The sequence below is a fragment of the Coleofasciculus sp. E1-EBD-02 genome (genome assembly GCF_040218245.1).
Taxonomy (GTDB): Bacteria; Cyanobacteriota; Cyanobacteriia; order Cyanobacteriales; family Coleofasciculaceae; genus Coleofasciculus.
The window spans coordinates 56588-71618 of record NZ_JAVJQN010000122.1; the positions used below are offsets into that span (position 1 = coordinate 56588).

At 47.5% G+C, this 15031-nt stretch carries 14 protein-coding genes; 3 read left to right on the plus strand and 11 right to left on the minus strand.

What is annotated here, in order from left to right; genetic code table 11:
* Nucleotides 1-62: 62 nt before the first annotated feature.
* The 3 genes from RIC07_RS19820 to RIC07_RS19830 all read right to left on the minus strand — a co-directional run bounded on the left by RIC07_RS19820 (nucleotide 63) and on the right by RIC07_RS19830 (nucleotide 3179).
* Entirely contained in the window at nucleotides 63-746 is a 684-nt protein-coding gene (locus RIC07_RS19820) for a cyanobactin biosynthesis PatC/TenC/TruC family protein (protein WP_446396020.1), read from the minus strand.
* A gap of 73 nt (nucleotides 747-819) precedes the next feature.
* Nucleotides 820-1056 (minus strand): cyanobactin biosynthesis system PatB/AcyB/McaB family protein, encoded by a 237-nt coding sequence (locus RIC07_RS19825; protein ID WP_446396021.1) that lies wholly within the window; start codon nucleotides 1054-1056, stop codon nucleotides 820-822.
* A gap of 125 nt (nucleotides 1057-1181) precedes the next feature.
* Nucleotides 1182-3179 (minus strand): S8 family peptidase, encoded by a 1998-nt coding sequence (locus tag RIC07_RS19830; RefSeq protein ID WP_446396022.1) that lies wholly within the window; start codon nucleotides 3177-3179, stop codon nucleotides 1182-1184.
* 859 nt (nucleotides 3180-4038) lie between these two features.
* Between RIC07_RS19830 and psbX the strand changes: the two genes are divergently transcribed.
* Nucleotides 4039-4158, plus strand: coding sequence for a photosystem II reaction center X protein (gene psbX / locus RIC07_RS19835; RefSeq protein ID WP_006100705.1), 120 nt, complete (start codon nucleotides 4039-4041; stop codon nucleotides 4156-4158).
* Nucleotides 4159-4379: 221 nt separating this feature from the next.
* A complete protein-coding gene (locus RIC07_RS19840) occupies nucleotides 4380-5201 on the plus strand; it encodes a Ycf66 family protein (RefSeq protein WP_446396023.1) in 822 nt (273 codons plus the stop codon).
* A 197-nt stretch (nucleotides 5202-5398) separates the two neighbouring features.
* Here the strand turns inward: RIC07_RS19840 and RIC07_RS19845 are convergent, their stop codons facing one another.
* From RIC07_RS19845 to RIC07_RS19880, 8 genes are all read right to left on the minus strand, one after another.
* Complete coding sequence (locus tag RIC07_RS19845; RefSeq protein WP_446396024.1) at nucleotides 5399-6001, minus strand: hypothetical protein; 603 nt, start codon at nucleotides 5999-6001, stop codon at nucleotides 5399-5401.
* 198 nt (nucleotides 6002-6199) lie between these two features.
* Nucleotides 6200-7846, minus strand: a complete 1647-nt coding sequence (locus RIC07_RS19850; RefSeq protein ID WP_446396025.1) for an S-layer homology domain-containing protein — start codon at nucleotides 7844-7846, stop codon at nucleotides 6200-6202.
* Between the two features lie 509 nt (nucleotides 7847-8355).
* Nucleotides 8356-9600, minus strand: coding sequence for a hybrid sensor histidine kinase/response regulator (locus RIC07_RS19855; protein WP_446396026.1), 1245 nt, complete (start codon nucleotides 9598-9600; stop codon nucleotides 8356-8358).
* Nucleotides 9601-9623: 23 nt separating this feature from the next.
* Nucleotides 9624-9998: an Hpt domain-containing protein gene (locus RIC07_RS19860; protein WP_446396027.1), complete on the minus strand. Its 375-nt coding sequence runs from the start codon at nucleotides 9996-9998 to the stop codon at nucleotides 9624-9626.
* 304 nt (nucleotides 9999-10302) lie between these two features.
* Nucleotides 10303-11739, minus strand: a complete 1437-nt coding sequence (gene glgA, locus RIC07_RS19865; protein ID WP_446396028.1) for a glycogen synthase GlgA — start codon at nucleotides 11737-11739, stop codon at nucleotides 10303-10305.
* Between the two features lie 25 nt (nucleotides 11740-11764).
* Nucleotides 11765-11914, minus strand: a complete 150-nt coding sequence (locus RIC07_RS19870) for a hypothetical protein (protein ID WP_446383251.1) — start codon at nucleotides 11912-11914, stop codon at nucleotides 11765-11767.
* A 2-nt stretch (nucleotides 11915-11916) separates the two neighbouring features.
* On the minus strand, nucleotides 11917-12870 hold the full coding sequence (locus RIC07_RS19875) for a ribonuclease III domain-containing protein (protein WP_446396029.1): 954 nt from the start codon (nucleotides 12868-12870) through the stop codon (nucleotides 11917-11919).
* Between the two features lie 13 nt (nucleotides 12871-12883).
* A complete protein-coding gene (locus tag RIC07_RS19880; RefSeq protein WP_446396030.1) occupies nucleotides 12884-13378 on the minus strand; it encodes a universal stress protein in 495 nt (164 codons plus the stop codon).
* A 304-nt stretch (nucleotides 13379-13682) separates the two neighbouring features.
* On the opposite strand from RIC07_RS19880, the gene RIC07_RS19885 reads away from it, so the two are divergent.
* A complete protein-coding gene (locus RIC07_RS19885; protein ID WP_446396031.1) occupies nucleotides 13683-14786 on the plus strand; it encodes a metallophosphoesterase family protein in 1104 nt (367 codons plus the stop codon).
* Nucleotides 14787-15031 lie beyond the last annotated feature (245 nt).

A 15031-nucleotide genomic window follows, 5' to 3' on the forward strand; every position in this document is an offset into this window, starting at 1 on the left:
CCAGACGTTGCATGCAACGTCTCTACAATAGTTTTGAGACCTTCCGTGAAAAATCAGGACGATTAAGCCCAGATGCGCCCCCGGCGGAAGGGCTTGGCTTCACCCTCAGAGTTCTTTGCCTGCTCCCTACAGTAACTCCACCAATAGGAATAATCTTGTAGCCCAGTTTGGGTGGTTGGCACATAAGACGTTTTCACAGTCGTTTCTGGAGTAGCGTTTTTCTTAGCCATCGTTTTATTCAGTGTTTCTGATTGTTGGGGGGCGACAACCCCGTTGAGCTTGAGGTAGTCAATCCAATGGGCGCCATCTCCTACTCCACCAGCGGTAGTCAGGGTTAAGGTATGTTCCCCAGCGTTGAGGGCAGGTAAAGGCGTCTGGGTTTGCTTGAGTTTCCCTTCCCCCACACCCACCAGTTCAGCCACAGCCTCACCATCAACCAAGAGGGTGTCTGTTTCCGAGCCGAAAAAGTCGTAAAAAAGCGTGAGTTCACCGGCGCTGTAGCTCTGGGTAAGAGTAAACTGGATATTCAGTTTCTCTGTGGCAAACAGTTGCTTGCGTTTGCGCTTTGGCTTCGTCTGGCGACCTGGAACCACGAGTAACGGTGGCATCTGGGGCTTGTTTATCGAGTCGGCATCAGACCCAACCACGTAGGTAAATTCCGCTTGCCAGCCACCCGCTTGGACAAACTCCTGCCCCCCTTTACCCGGTTTACCAATTTGCCATAAGGTTTCCGTTGCTTGAGTCATGGTGATGATCGGTTACGTTTCTTTACTGAGGACGCTGCCCGATTGGGTTAAACGTCAGACATCTTGCCGATCCTTAAAAGAAGCGTCCCATGCCCCCAAAGCCACCCCAGCCCTGGCTGGCACTTGAGTGCATCACCTGGTTAAAACTGCGGTTGGCATAGGCGGGCGGATCATTATAGTTAGCGCCATGGAGCAAATCCATACGAATATGCACCAAATCTTCGAGCCGACCATTTTCCAAATCCACGCACTTTGCCGGCTGGACAAAATGGGGACGTTTGACAGGGGGAGACAGTATAGGAAGTCGCATGGTTTAGAATTCTCCGCATTAACGTATAGAGTGAACAGCGGTGTAGGGTTCGGCGTTCATCGTCGGGACACGGCACTGCCGTGCCTTTACAACTATCCCAACCCTCACCAAAATTTGGCTGTCCCTTAGTAAGGGGAAGACCAAGAACGGACTTCGCCCAAGGTAACCGGAACCAGGTCACTCACATCAATCGTAAATCGGAAAATCTTCTTGGCACGACGATTATTTTCTGGGTCGAAGAATTTCAGCTTCACATCCCAACAGTCGCTATCCATACGACAGAAGGGACTCTTCTCAACCGTGATACTGTCGAGTTCCATCCCCACAGCAACCGCTTGGCTGAAGGTTTGCGCCGCTTGGAAGGCGTTGGTAACCGAGAAGTTGAGGGCGCGGTCTTGGGACGTGGTACCCAAGTTGCGGAGATCGTAGTAGATGCGGTTGAGGAAGCCATCCAACGTCTGACGGATACGACCTTCATCTGCTGTTCCTTCCTCAGCTTGTACGGCGTCCATTGCCGCACTCACCAAGTTGTTCACCTTCCAGCCGTAGATGCCCCGGGTTCCTATGGGTTCAATCACCGGGATAACTTGACCGGAGAAGAGTTTAACCGTGCGCTTGGTTAAAATACCCGGAATGCTGACCCGCTCAACATATTCAGCATCATTTTCGGCTTGGATTTGACCCGCCAAAAGTTCCTGGAGGGCGCGGTAGGCATCCACAGCAAAGGGACCCGTGGGCGCGATCGCATAAACTGGAGTCAGTTCAATATTAAGCGTCCAAATCAGCGATCGCGCTTCTGACATATTGTCTCCCAGATAGTCCACCATCTGGCGGGCATCATAGGGGTTTGCCGGCACCATCGTCCCCTGAAAGTCAAAGGGCGGCATCAGTTGCTTAAATGAGTCCCGACGGGCTTCTGTGCCGAAGTCATAGCCTAGAGTTCCCAAAACATAGACAACTTCACCCATAGAGGGGATCTCGCTGGGGGCTTCGCTGGCGGTGACGGAATTGGCAGTAAGATTGGGCATAGTGGGCATAGCAGGGGGTTGGGGTACAGAATTCATCAGGTTTTGCAGGTTGGGAGTATTCGTGGGCATTGCCCCTGGGGGTGAAGACGGGGCAGACTCAGCGCTTGGGGCTTCTGTCCCACTCGTCAATCCCCCTCCACACCCGCAACCTGCGCCTTCCACGCCTGCTTCATCAACGGTGGCTGCATCAACGGCTGATGCAAGTTCCTCTGACATAGTTCCTCCTGTTAGTAACGTTACAGCTCCAGATATGTTAAGTTTGCCCGCCAAACACCGCTCGGCATCAGCGGGCAGGTCAAAGTCACAGGGCAATGCACTCTGCAACAACACTTGACGCACGCTTTGGGGGTCAGGGGTTTCCCCCCGTTCCCGTTGCAGACTCAGCAGCAGCGCCGCCACCCCCGACACAATCGGCGTGGCAAAGCTTGTACCACTCAGCGTCTGAGTTCCCCCACCGGGTTTTGCCCCCAAGACATCTTTGCCGAGGGCAAGAATGCCTTGAGTCTTATAGGTGTCACCCCAGTTACTAAAGTCCAAGGGCTTACCGTTGGCATCCATTGCGCCAACCGCCAGGGCGGCGGGCAGGGCGGCGGGGACATGGAGACATTCGCAGCCATTATTACCCGCCGCCGCAATCAGCAAAACATTCTGCTGCTCACATAAGCGCACGGCATTCTCCAGCCAGCCGTCGGCTTCCCCAAAATCCGTGAGTTGACCGCCACTGATGTTGATGACGTGCGCCCCCGCGTTCACTGCCCGCTCAATCCCCCGCGCCAAGTCTAACTGCGAGACACGGCGGCGACTATCGGAAAAGATAGGGACAATCACCCCTTGGCATTGGGGTGCAATCCCGGTCACCGGACTCCCCGGTTGACCCAAAATAATGCTGGAAACATGAGTCCCGTGAACCGACATATTGCCATCCGGGCGAGCTTCCTCATTCACCAGAGACGGCAAGCGCGTCAGGGTTTTGCCGACAAAGCAAGGATGGGTTTGGTCAACGGGTCCATCCAATACGGCAATGCAAATATCCTTGTCACCCTGGGTCATCGCCATCAACTCCGGCAATGCAGGTATCGCCAAAACAGCAGACATAAATCAGTTCGTCCTGTCGCCCTAAAATAGCTAAACTACTCGAATTAATTGGATATAAAGTGATGACAATGCTATGGGTATTACAAGGTATACCTATAGCTCAGTTTTTGACCTGTTACTTCCAATATATGTATTGGCATGACTGTCTTATCGATAATTCATTTTTTAATCTTTTTTTGTTTATAGCACCCTGATATTAGTTTTGACAAGTATTTTTTTGGCTTTTAACAAAGTCTATTTGATTTGTACCAATAAATCCCATGTAAAGAACAAATACCATAAGCTGTAACTTATAGCCAGTAAAGCTTTTAGCTTCTTCCCATATCAACAAATACCAGCCGTGAGTTGTACAAATGATGTAGACAAAATCTCATGAATTTATTTAGTGATGAATTAGAGCAAGAAAAACCACCTGAGTTATACAACTCAGGTTGACTGACAACTAATAATCAAAATTCATCTTAAATTTGGACAGAAGAACAGAAAATTTCTTGTCCTCAATGAGTCACACCAACGGCAATAACCGTCAGATGAAACGATTGTATATTTAGTTAATCAAGAAACACTGTTTAACTGGGGAATCATAGGGTTCCCCGACCTGATGTGGATTAATGGAATAACATTATTTCACGAAGGCGTTCACCTAAGCTATACATTTGTAACAAAACTTCATATTTTGGGCATAACTCGTCAGAGCATTAGCGATCGCGCCCAACCCATCCAACCCGCTTTACCCGAGGTATAGCGCCCAGTGTCTAGGTTGAAGCAGAAAATAGCTCTGGGTCGGAAGCCAGTTAAAGTAAAAGGTAAAATGAGTATTAAAATGAGTATGAACAATAGTTACAAGGATTAAAGTTCTATGACGCCCTCATTAGCCAACTTTTTCTGGAGTCTCGTTTTGGGTGGGGTAATTGTGGTGATTCCCGCCACTGTTGCTCTGATCTTTATCAGCCAGAAGGATAAAATCCAACGCTCCTAAGCTTGAGCGGTCGTTTTTGAACCCTTTGTCCAGGAACAGGGTAGCCCAGTCAGTCGCTGCCCTGTTTTCCCTATCTAGCGTCCAGAACCTGAACTTGAGTAGAATAGACTAGGCGTGAAGCTTTATTCTGCCAACTGGGTCAACAAATTTTGGCATAGCCAGTTAAGGTAGAGATTTATGGGCAAAACTCGCTACCATAGGACTGACTTAGGAGAGCAGCAATGGTCAATTTTGGGCTGAACTCAGCCAGTATTCTGGGTATTTTCTTGGCAGTTGCCGGAGCAGGGCTTTATTTCTTGCGATCGGTACGTCCGGAGTTAGCACGAGATCACGACATATTCTTCGCCGCCGTCGGACTCTTGTGCGGCTTTATTTTGGTATTTCAGGGATGGCGACTTGATCCGATTCTCCAGTTTGGTCAGTTTCTGTTAACGGGTTCTGTGATTTTCTTCGCGGTTGAAACCCTGCGTCTACGGGGGATCACCACCGAACAAGCTAAGCGCAATACAAAAGTTGTCGATGACGAACGCCCGGTTAGCAACGTTTATCGTCAGGTGGCTGAACTCGATGAACTCGAACCGATAGAAGACGAAGATCCCTACATTGGGCGTCGTCTCCGGGGAACAGCCGATTCTCGCTATAGCCGCAGCGACAGATACGAAGCCGAGGGTCGTCGTCCGAGAAGCCGCAGCGTCTACGATGACGTCCCCCCAGAAGAACGCACCCGTAAACGCCGTTCACGCCCTGCGACTCGTTCGTCAAGACCGCCTGCGGACAGATGGGAGGCTGATGTAGATAATGACTGGGATGATAGACCAACTTCTCCTAGTCGTCGTTCTCGCCCTTCACGTCCATCAAGTCGCAATCCTGAACCTGACACAGATTATCCGCCCAGAAAAAGGCGTCGTCCTCCCCACGACTCAACGGTATCTGTGGCAGAGCAAGAGGTAGAACCGCCAGCCAGCGACTATGTGGATTATAAACCCATCGATTTGGAGGACGAAGACGAGGACGACTACATGCCTAGAGGTTCAGAATACTAAGTCCAAGAAGGTATGTCAGATGAGTAGAGTTGGGTTTAATTACTGAACCCAACCTACTGGCGTAGCACACCTTATTTGATGAATTAGAATTACGCCCGGAAACTGTAGGGGCGCAAAGACTTGCGCCCGATTCAATGATAAAATCTATTCCACAATTTTAGCTGTGTCAGTCCACTACAAATTATAGGCTTCCTGGTTTAATTGGTCGCTAAAGCCGCGTTTAACAAAATAGCCAGAACAGAACGAATCGCTCGCAGTTCTTCCGGCGGTTCCCGTAAAAACTCAAAATTACTGGCACTAATTAAAGCATTGTACGCTTCAACCACAGCCGCAAACTGCTCAGGCTCAACGGTGCAACCTGCTGTCAATCGGGTTAGGCTAGTCGCTAGATTCTGAGCAAGAGTTGGATTCGCCCCAGCATTTACGAGGGCGTTTTGAATTTGATTTACTCCTGCATCAACGTTACCCGTTCGAGTCAAAACAAGGTCTAAGTTTTCCTGAACTGGTGATGGAATGGGAGACGTGTCATTACCAACACCAGGCAAATTCTGCTGGGCAAGTCGTTCATTCACTAGACAAGCGGCGTCTTCCACATCCGCTTGTATCTCAGATGTTCTATATACAATAACGAGTTCACCACCTTCACTTGGAGCAAAACCGCCCGCGATGTCACTGGTGGTAATAATATTGCCCGTAACATCTGATAGGACAGGCTTGGCTTGGCTCGATGCCGTCATCGATAAAATTCCTGCTACTCCCACAGCTAAACCTAGTCCGAACTGAAACGCAAAATGCCTCATTGTTCTACTCCTGATATAACTAACGTTTGTCTCGTTACTCCCTTCCCGGTCTCAGATTACCTCCCACCCGCTAGCTCAAACCCTAATTGTGAAGGAAAACTTAATGGTATTCTTCTGGCGGGATGGGAGTAGAAACGTAATCGGATAGTCTTACTATGCCCTTAGGCCAAGAATTGGAGGTGAATCAATCTGTACTTTTTAGAACGATAGTCCATAACCAATCCCCAAAATGAACCGAGGGTCATCGCCAGCGTTACCCGTCACATCAGCCACAGCCGGAGTAATCACTAGAGGAACACCCTGAATCGGCACAATTGAAGCACCTAAATATAAATCTTGACCCGTCCAATCGGCGATTAAGGTAACGGGTTCTACCACTTGCAGACCAACGCTACCAAAGACATTTGTTGTACCGTCTTTATCCTCAATATCATCTTCAGAACGGAAACGCCCTCCACCGAGACCAACAGAGGCAGTCAGGCGGCTAAAGGGATCATTGGGATTTTCCCGCAAACGGAAAACTTTACTGACAACGCCATAAACACTCTGGTCACCATCCGTATTGCCCCAAATAATGGCATTCTCTACACCAATTGCTACAGCGAGATCATCACCAATTAAGCGGTGAAGTTTGAAACTAACTCCGCCATCTTCAAAGGTATCGCCAAATAAGTCATAAATGGAAACAGCAGTTTCTAGAGCAACGATTCTCCTCGCATCACCGACGCCAAAACCAACCACAACAGCACCATCGTCTTCATCGAAAAACCGCACGTCCTCTTGATAGGTAGCACCGAAGAATATATTCCCCGTTTGAGCGCCAAAGGCAGTAGGGGTATTAATACTGGAACCCCCACGCACAATCCGACGCAATTGTTCTTCCACAGGCGGTGCTGGCAAGAGATACTGCCGTCGCAAAGCAGCAAGTTGTTCCGGTGTCGGTGTGGGTGGTGTGGGTGGTTCTTGGGCAATGGGTTCGTACCCGACAATGTAACGACTTGCCACAGTGGTGGGCGGGATTTGGGGTAATTGATTTTGGCTGACTAATGCTTGGTAGATAAAAGCAGCTACATCAGCACGAGTGGCAGTCTGATTCGGATTCAAGAACGCCACATTCGGGTAATTTACCACCATCTGGTTTACTGTGGCGGCAGCGACGCTAGTCTGCGCCCAGTCCGGAATTTGAGCGGCATCCTGAAAGGCTTGATTTAATAGGGCTGTGGTTTGAGCGGGAGCCGATAAATCCAACCCACTGACTAATGCCACTAGCACTTGCACACGGGGGATATTTTGATCCGGAAGGAAAATATTATTGGGATATCCTTCCATAAATCCCATGCGATAGGCTTCTTGAATCGCATCCAATGCCCAGAAGTTAGCTGGGATATCCGAAAACTGAGTGGCTGGACGTTCCAAGGGTTGCTCAAACGCCTGACGAATCATCGCCGCAAACTGAGCGCGGGTAACTGGGGCATTGGGTCTAAATGTCCCATCAGGAAATCCCTGGATGATTCCCCGTGCGGCTAGGGCTTCGATAAAGGCTTGCGCCCAATTGCCTTGAATATCTGGAAAGGTTGTGGCTTGCACGATTTGTCTGCCCCGACTAGGCGTCGATGTCGGTGCTGTTTGGGCAGGTTGAGTTGTATTTGGGGCAGAGTTTTGGGGGCGCAGGGCATCAGCCCCCAGCATGTTATTTAGGAGTGATTCTCCTAATGAGCCTTTTTGATTGGCGGGTGGGTTGGTTTGCGCTTGGGCAATACTCTCAAGACTGGCGATGTTAGCTGCCACACTAAGTAACGTGCCACCTAACACTGAACCAATGACCCGATATCCCCAATGGTGCATAGTTTTGCCGATTGGCTGAAAACAACCCTTAAACCTATATCTCCTCATCACTTTTGCTATGCTCCCGAAGCTGAGTTGTTACCTCAAAGGTACATGAGTTTTGCTGATTAATGCCTTAATTTAGCTAAAAAATTGGCGTGGATACTTCTGTTATGACCCAACCGGGTTTAAGGGAAGTCTCTATGCCTCTACACCTCTACACAATAGTTGCTAAAATGTCAAGTCTTGTTGAACCTGCTTACCAATTTCGCTTTTATCGCCTGTGAACCTTCAGGCTGATTAAATGGTAATTTAACAATAGTAGCTGGCTTGGGCTAAAATGACACACAGGTGTCAAGGTTATTCCCAGCCAATTGAATGGATATCGGAGTACCAAGGCAGGGAGAGGACATTCTTTGCTGTTGTCTGTTCCCTTGATCAACTGATGTCTTACCGTATTCCTGTGATGCTATACAGTTGTTAATTTTTGCAAACGGGTTGCCCCTATAGGTATCATGCGTACCCGTTGTCTAATTGGATACGGTTTTGGCTTTGATAGAGGTAGGCAGCTCAATCTGAAATTCTGTATCCTTACCGGGTTCTGAAAAACATTGAAGTGAGCCTTTATGCTGTCCGACAATAATTTGGTAACTAATGGCTAGTCCTAAGCCAGTACCCATCCCAATAGGTTTAGTGGTGAAAAACGGATCAAAGATACGGGCTTTAACCTCTGGGGGGATGTAAGAGCCACTATTGGCAATGCAAATCCTAACATGCTTATTGTCGAATTGTTCCGTCCGGAGCCTAATCCGAGCGGGCATTGTACCTGGCTTGTCTCTAATGGCGTCAATGGCGTTGTTCATAATATTCAGAAACACTTGATTTAGCTGACAAGCATAACATTCGACTAAAGGTAAGTTGCCGTAGTCTTTGACGACCTCAATATTCAATTCGGGTTGATTCGATTTTAAGCGGTAGTGCAACATTAATAATGTGTTGTCAAGTTCCTGATTAATATCAACCGATTGCAAACCCGAACGGTTTTGCCGGGAAAACTCTTGTAGAGATAGAACCATTTTCTGAATACGTTGGGTTCCTCGGCGCATTGAAGATAAAACTTTCGGCAAGTCGTCAATGAGAAAGTTCAGATCGACGGTTTCAATTTTGTCAATAACATCGGGGGGAGGGTTGGGGGTGATTCCTTGGTAGAGATTAAGGAGTTCAATTAAGTCTTGGGTGTAGCGTTCAGCGTAACTGAGGTTACTGTAAATAAAGGTGACAGGGTTGTTGAGTTCATGGGCTAATCCGGCGACAAGCTGCCATAAGCTTGCCATTTTTTCCGTTTGCACCAATTGTGCCTGAGTTTGTTGCAACTGTCGCAGGGCTTGACTTAACTGTTGAGTTAATTGGCGCGATCGCAGCCCCGCCCTAACCCGTGCTAATAATTCTTCCATATCAATGGGTTTGGAGATAAACTCATCAGCACCCGCATCTAAGCCTTGAACGCGATCGGTAATTTGATCGCGCATGGTAAGCAAAATTATAAACGTGGTTGCCAATTCCGGATCAGCTTTCACTTGCCGACAGACTTCTAGTCCATCCAGACGAGGCATAATCCAATCACATATAATCAAATCGGGATAGAGCAATTTAACCTGACGTAGGGCTTCTTCTCCGTTTGGGGCGATCGCGACGTCGTGATTTTGACTCGTGAGTAGATTTTTCAGCACAAGCTGAACCGTCAAATCATCATCAACCACTAAAATTTTCGCCATAGCCGATTAACCGCAATGCTATATTAGGGGAATTTGTGGGAAAGATATGATTTTACCCCTAACCTCTGGCTTTCGAGTGCAATAAGCAGATCGGCAGCATTGGACAAATTCTCGGCTTTTGCCTGACGCTCCAATTCAGTCGCGATCGCTTGGAGAGATGAAACACCCACATTAGCCGCCGCCCCTTTCAGTTGATGGGCGCATCCGGCGACAGTTGAATAATCATTGACAGCTTCAGCTTGTTTAATCGCCTCTAGGTTAAGGCAAATGACCTTTAGCAAGGCGGCGAGCAGCTCACCTTTTAACTCCACTTCACCTAGGCTTACTTCCTCTAAGCGATCAAGGTCGATCTCGATATCGTTGGTAGAATTGATCGGTGAAAAATTCGATTCAGACAAAAAGCTTCAATTCCGATTTTTATTGGGCAGTAGTTAATTAAAATTTTACCATGAATTGATCGCGCTTGTGGTTCAGTGGAAATGCAGGGAAGCCGAAGGACTCCAGGTGCAGGGGACGGAGCGAAGTCTCGTAGTTCATCTGCAAACTGAGTAAGGGCGGGTTTTGCACAAATGTTACCATCAATAGCCCACAGAAAGTCCCCAAACCCGCCCCTACAAGTATCACGAATCACCTGTTCCCCTTAGATTCCCGACGCCTTAATTAAATCGGTCGGGGATTGGGTGAGGAAGTGAGGAAGTAAGTTTAACTGACAACACCTGTAAGGGTTGAATCTGCCTCTTGCGCTTGAACCTTTTCCTCCTCTGGCGGTAATCCTAAAACCTCTCGGTAGGTGCGGCTATACTGTTTAGCTGATTTATCCCAACTGAAATTCTGACGCATCCCCCGCTGCTGTAGCGTTGTCCATTGATCTTTAAAGCGGAAGCCTTCCCAAGCTCGTACCATACAGGTATAAAAGTCTAAGGGTTCATAGCGGTCAAAACAGTAACCTGTCCCAGTTTGGCTAACCGGTTCATGGTGAAAAACAGTATCCACCAGACCCCCGGTGCGCCGGACAATGGGGACACAACCATAGCGCATAGAGAGCATTTGAGTAATGCCACAAGGTTCAAAGCGGGATGGCATTAGGAATGCATCACAACCCGCATAAATACGTCGGGACAGAGCATCACTATAAAGGAGTTGGACAGACATACGACCCCGATAGCGAGATGCCAATTGCCACATTTGGGTTTCGTAGTAGCGTTCACCAGATGCCAGCAATATAAATTGGGCATCGGTATAAGCTAAGAAGCGATCAATGACTTGTAATAATAGGTCAATCCCCTTTTGCTCCACCAGGCGCGTGACCATGCCCATGAAAAAGGCATTGGAGTTGACTTCTAAGCCCACCTCTTCTTGCAGGGTCACTTTGTTTTTGCGACGTAATTCCAGCGTATCGGCAGTAAAATGTTGCTCTATATATTTGTCGTTTTCTGGGTCATAGCTATCTGTATCAATGCCGTTAAGAATTCCGACGGTTTTACCACTAATGAAAGACATTAAGCCTTCTAGCGTTTCGCCGTATTCAGCCGTGCAAATTTGTTCAGCATAAGTTGGCGACACGACAGTCACTCGATCCGCAAATTGTACCGCTGCTGCCATTGTATTATGACCTTGCATATACCAGGGACACCAGGTTATCTGCTGTAAGCGCCAGCGCCAGGGACCTTGATACGCCAAGTTGTGAATCGTAAAGACGGTAGAGATATCCGGGGATTGATTCATCCACACCGGAATCATGCCTGTATGCCAATCGTGGCAATGAATAATTTGCGGTTTCCAGTGGTTCCAGGCAAACTCAGCCGCGCCATTAGCAAAGAGAGTAAATCGCCAGTCTTCATCCGCTCCGGCGTAAATATGGCGTCCTGAGAAGGCGAGATGACCAAACAGATAGAGGGGGACATCGGTTCCGGGTAATACCGTCTCATAGACAGCGAATGACTCAAACATGGCAGATCCCCACCAGACAGGTTCTTTGGGAATCTCCATCTTGTCGGGTAAAAAGCCGTAATAGGGCATAAAAATCCGCACATCATGTCCCAAGCGCTTCAGGAACTTGGGCAATGCACCCACAACATCCCCCATACCGCCGACTTTTGCCAGGGGCGCTACCTCTGCGGCAACAAACAGAATATTCATAATGATGGTTGTGTACGATGAAGTCTCAAGTAGTAATACTATCCTTCAGAGGGGCGTTTACAATGACGAATCCTTGAATTCGGGGCATTTTTGCGTCAATGTGGGGCGATAGGATGATGAGTGCGATCGCCCGTGTCAGGTGTAAGATGGGAACCGATGGCGGACGCGATCGCATTCCTAACCTTCCATCACCTGATTAAACCGATCTCTCCCCGCATGATAATCTTTACTTTCATACCCCATAACATGTCGGACAATCCACTTTTGTGATCTGCCATCCTGCATCAGTAAACGAATCGCCTTCCTTAACACCTGCTCCTGATCAATAAACCGTTCAACAAACCAGTTTTCGGTTTCCGCAAATCCCCGCTTATCATTTTCAGCACTGCGATTCAGATAAACGGCAGCTACTAATGCCTTAAATGATTTGCCTAAAACTTTCTCATTTCCCAAATTTAGCGCCGTCAACTCTTCAGTCGTGATTTGATTGATAAAGTTGGATTGATTCTCTTTAGAGATCAATTCCTTAAATAAGTCATTTAAATTGCCCACTTTAACATTGGGGAGATAGCCATACAAATAATCCGCAACTATCCCCTTCAATACCGCATCTCCCAGAAACCTTAACTGTTTATTCGGTGACGAACGCTCTTTTATATTTTTTAAATGACGCTCCAGCAACGGCGCAATCAACTGCTTAACTAACCAATTCCGCGCCTGAGAAAACCCCCGATCCTGATGAATCGCCCCAACTAACGCTATCAATGCTTCTTCAAAGGGATTGTGATTTTGTAAACGCAAGCGATGCCGTTCTTGCGTCAGTCCCAGAAACGGATACCCTTCACCTAACCCCAATTGATACCAAAGTTTGGTTAACCGTTGTCCTTCGACTAACTTGTCCCGTAAGCCTTTAAAATTACTCACCTCTAAATAGGGACAGTTATGATATAAATAGTCAGCAATTACCAGATTAACAATAGCGTCTCCAAGAAATTTCAATCGCTCGTTATTCTGTTCATATTCTCCAATTTGTTCAGCGTAAGAGCGATGCATTAAAGCCAGTCTAAGTGTATCACTATGCTTAAATTGAATACCAATTTGGCTTTCTAAAGATTCAGAATTCCATTCCATCATTTTTACAGAATTAAGACGTTTTAACAGTAGGTAATTGCACCGTCAGGACTGAACAGGGAGCATGGTGAAGAACGTAATTACTAGCACTCCCCAAAAGTAACTCCGAAAGCCCTGACAAACCTCGATGACCAATAATAATGAGATCAGCTTGCCAATTCTTCGCCACCTTACAGATGGTTTCCCCCGGACTTCCTGGCACCTGGGTAAACTCCGCCATGACACCAGCCGCCGTAGCGTCACCTGTGCGCGATCGCAAAATCTCCAGACATTCGCTTTCAAATTCGTCCCACTGCTTGCGGTAGCTGACATTCACATCATCTAATCGCCACGGATAATAGTCCGCCTCGGAAAATCCTGGCATACCCGGACTCGTGTCTTCCTCCGGAGACAGAACGTGCAACAGTAATAGATGACCCTTGACCGCTTTGGCTAACTCTACGGCTTGATCAAAAACATGATCACCCATACCAGAGGTATCTATGGCAACAAGCATCTTTTCAAACATAACCACTTTCTCCAAAACCCTGGTAAATAGTAGGGGTGTTACCCCTCTGACAATGGTATAATGGTATAATGAATTTCAACTCTGGATAGTGCCGCTCGATTTCGGTAAAGCACTAGCTTATAGATGATAGATGCTAATTCTAATCTAGCGATTGTGTCGGAATCTGGCTCGAAAATATACAGAATAATTAATTTTTGTGAAAATCTAGATGCCAGAAACATCTCAGTTTTCACAGAAGCTTTTGCAGCCAATACAAATCCGACACTCAACCTGGAAACCAAGGGCTGAGAGAGGGAAAAATTTCATGAGTTTAAATGCCCGCTTTGCAGTAATCAGCGACTTACACATCGCCCTGCCCAAAACTATTTGGGATATTCCCACCCGTTTCCATTTAGTGGAAATCAGTATCCCTGCCCTAGAGTTAGTATTCAACCATTTAGAACATCTTGATCTAGATTTTCTCCTGCTTCCAGGAGACTTAACCCAGCACGGCGAACCGACTAACCATGACTGGCTACAACGGCGATTGTCCCAGCTACCCTACCCAATTTACGTTGTACCTGGTAATCATGATGTCCCCACGCTATTACCCGATGAACGTTCGATTGGACTGAAAGACTTTCCCCACTATTATCATCAATTTGGCTATGACAATCCCAACCAACTCTACTACACCCGTGAAATTTTCCCCGGTGTGCAGCTTATTGGGCTAAATTCCAACCAATTTGACCAGACGGGTAAACAACGGGGTTGTCTGGATGCACCGCAATTAGCATGGCTTGAAGATGTACTTGCCCAGACTAAGGATAAGTTGATTGTGGTTATGGTACATCACAATGTCATCGAACATCTACCGAGTCAATCAAAGCATCCCTTGGGACGCCGCTATATGCTGGATAATGCCCCCACCCTGTTAAATCTGCTCAAAGCGGCTGGGGTGAATTTAATCTTTACGGGTCATCTTCATGTCCAGGATATCGCCTATCACCAGGGAATCTATGATATTACCACTGGATCATTAGTCAGCTATCCCCATCCCTACCGAGTCTTAGAACTGCGAACCGATAATTTAGGGAATCGCTGGTTACAGATAGAATCCCATCACATCACCTCTGTACCCGGTTGGGAAAATCTGCCGGAAATTTCGCGAAAATGGATGGGCGATCGCTCTCATCCGTTTATGGTAAAGTTACTTACCGCCCCACCGTTATGTTTACCCCAACACGACGCCGATAAACTTGCCCCCAGTTTACGCAACTTTTGGGCAGATATTGCCGTGGGTGACACCTATTTTGATTTTCCCGATTTTCCTCCGCCTGTCCGCCGCTATTTCCAAACGTTCAGCGCGATGGATAGTAATGGTAAACCTGCTTTTATCGATAATCATACGACATTACTGCTAGAGTAATCCTCTTGTTGCCGCTTCTAAAAACCTAGACAAACCTACCCACAAGTAATTCTGTCTTGGTATAAGTCCACGGTGTAACTTTTGGTCGATAACCGTTAACGCTTACGCTTGGCTGATACCCGGCATTGTTGCTCGACATCAGCCTTAACCAACGGTTCCCAGTTAGAGACACTATAGTAATCGTGTCTACGATTGACTACAGGGCATCGACCCATAAAATTATTAAATTGATATAGAGCGCTCCA

What these genes read in the sequence shown, in the direction of transcription:
- RIC07_RS19825 (WP_446396021.1), bottom strand. Translation starts at nt 1,056, where the DNA reads ATGCGACTTCCTATACTGTCTCCCCCTGTCAAACGTCCCCATTTTGTC.
- RIC07_RS19820 (WP_446396020.1), bottom strand. Translation starts at nt 746, where the DNA reads ATGACTCAAGCAACGGAAACCTTATGGCAAATTGGTAAACCGGGTAAA.
- RIC07_RS19830 (WP_446396022.1), bottom strand. Translation starts at nt 3,179, where the DNA reads ATGTCTGCTGTTTTGGCGATACCTGCATTGCCGGAGTTGATGGCGATG.
- RIC07_RS19850 (WP_446396025.1), bottom strand. Translation starts at nt 7,846, where the DNA reads ATGCACCATTGGGGATATCGGGTCATTGGTTCAGTGTTAGGTGGCACG.
- RIC07_RS19880 (WP_446396030.1), bottom strand. Translation starts at nt 13,378, where the DNA reads ATGTTTGAAAAGATGCTTGTTGCCATAGATACCTCTGGTATGGGTGAT.
- RIC07_RS19875 (WP_446396029.1), bottom strand. Translation starts at nt 12,870, where the DNA reads ATGGAATGGAATTCTGAATCTTTAGAAAGCCAAATTGGTATTCAATTT.
- RIC07_RS19840 (WP_446396023.1), top strand. Translation starts at nt 4,380, where the DNA reads ATGGTCAATTTTGGGCTGAACTCAGCCAGTATTCTGGGTATTTTCTTG.
- RIC07_RS19885 (WP_446396031.1), top strand. Translation starts at nt 13,683, where the DNA reads ATGAGTTTAAATGCCCGCTTTGCAGTAATCAGCGACTTACACATCGCC.
- RIC07_RS19845 (WP_446396024.1), bottom strand. Translation starts at nt 6,001, where the DNA reads ATGAGGCATTTTGCGTTTCAGTTCGGACTAGGTTTAGCTGTGGGAGTA.
- psbX (WP_006100705.1), top strand. Translation starts at nt 4,039, where the DNA reads ATGACGCCCTCATTAGCCAACTTTTTCTGGAGTCTCGTTTTGGGTGGG.
- RIC07_RS19855 (WP_446396026.1), bottom strand. Translation starts at nt 9,600, where the DNA reads ATGGCGAAAATTTTAGTGGTTGATGATGATTTGACGGTTCAGCTTGTG.
- RIC07_RS19870 (WP_446383251.1), bottom strand. Translation starts at nt 11,914, where the DNA reads ATGCGATCGCGTCCGCCATCGGTTCCCATCTTACACCTGACACGGGCG.
- glgA (WP_446396028.1), bottom strand. Translation starts at nt 11,739, where the DNA reads ATGAATATTCTGTTTGTTGCCGCAGAGGTAGCGCCCCTGGCAAAAGTC.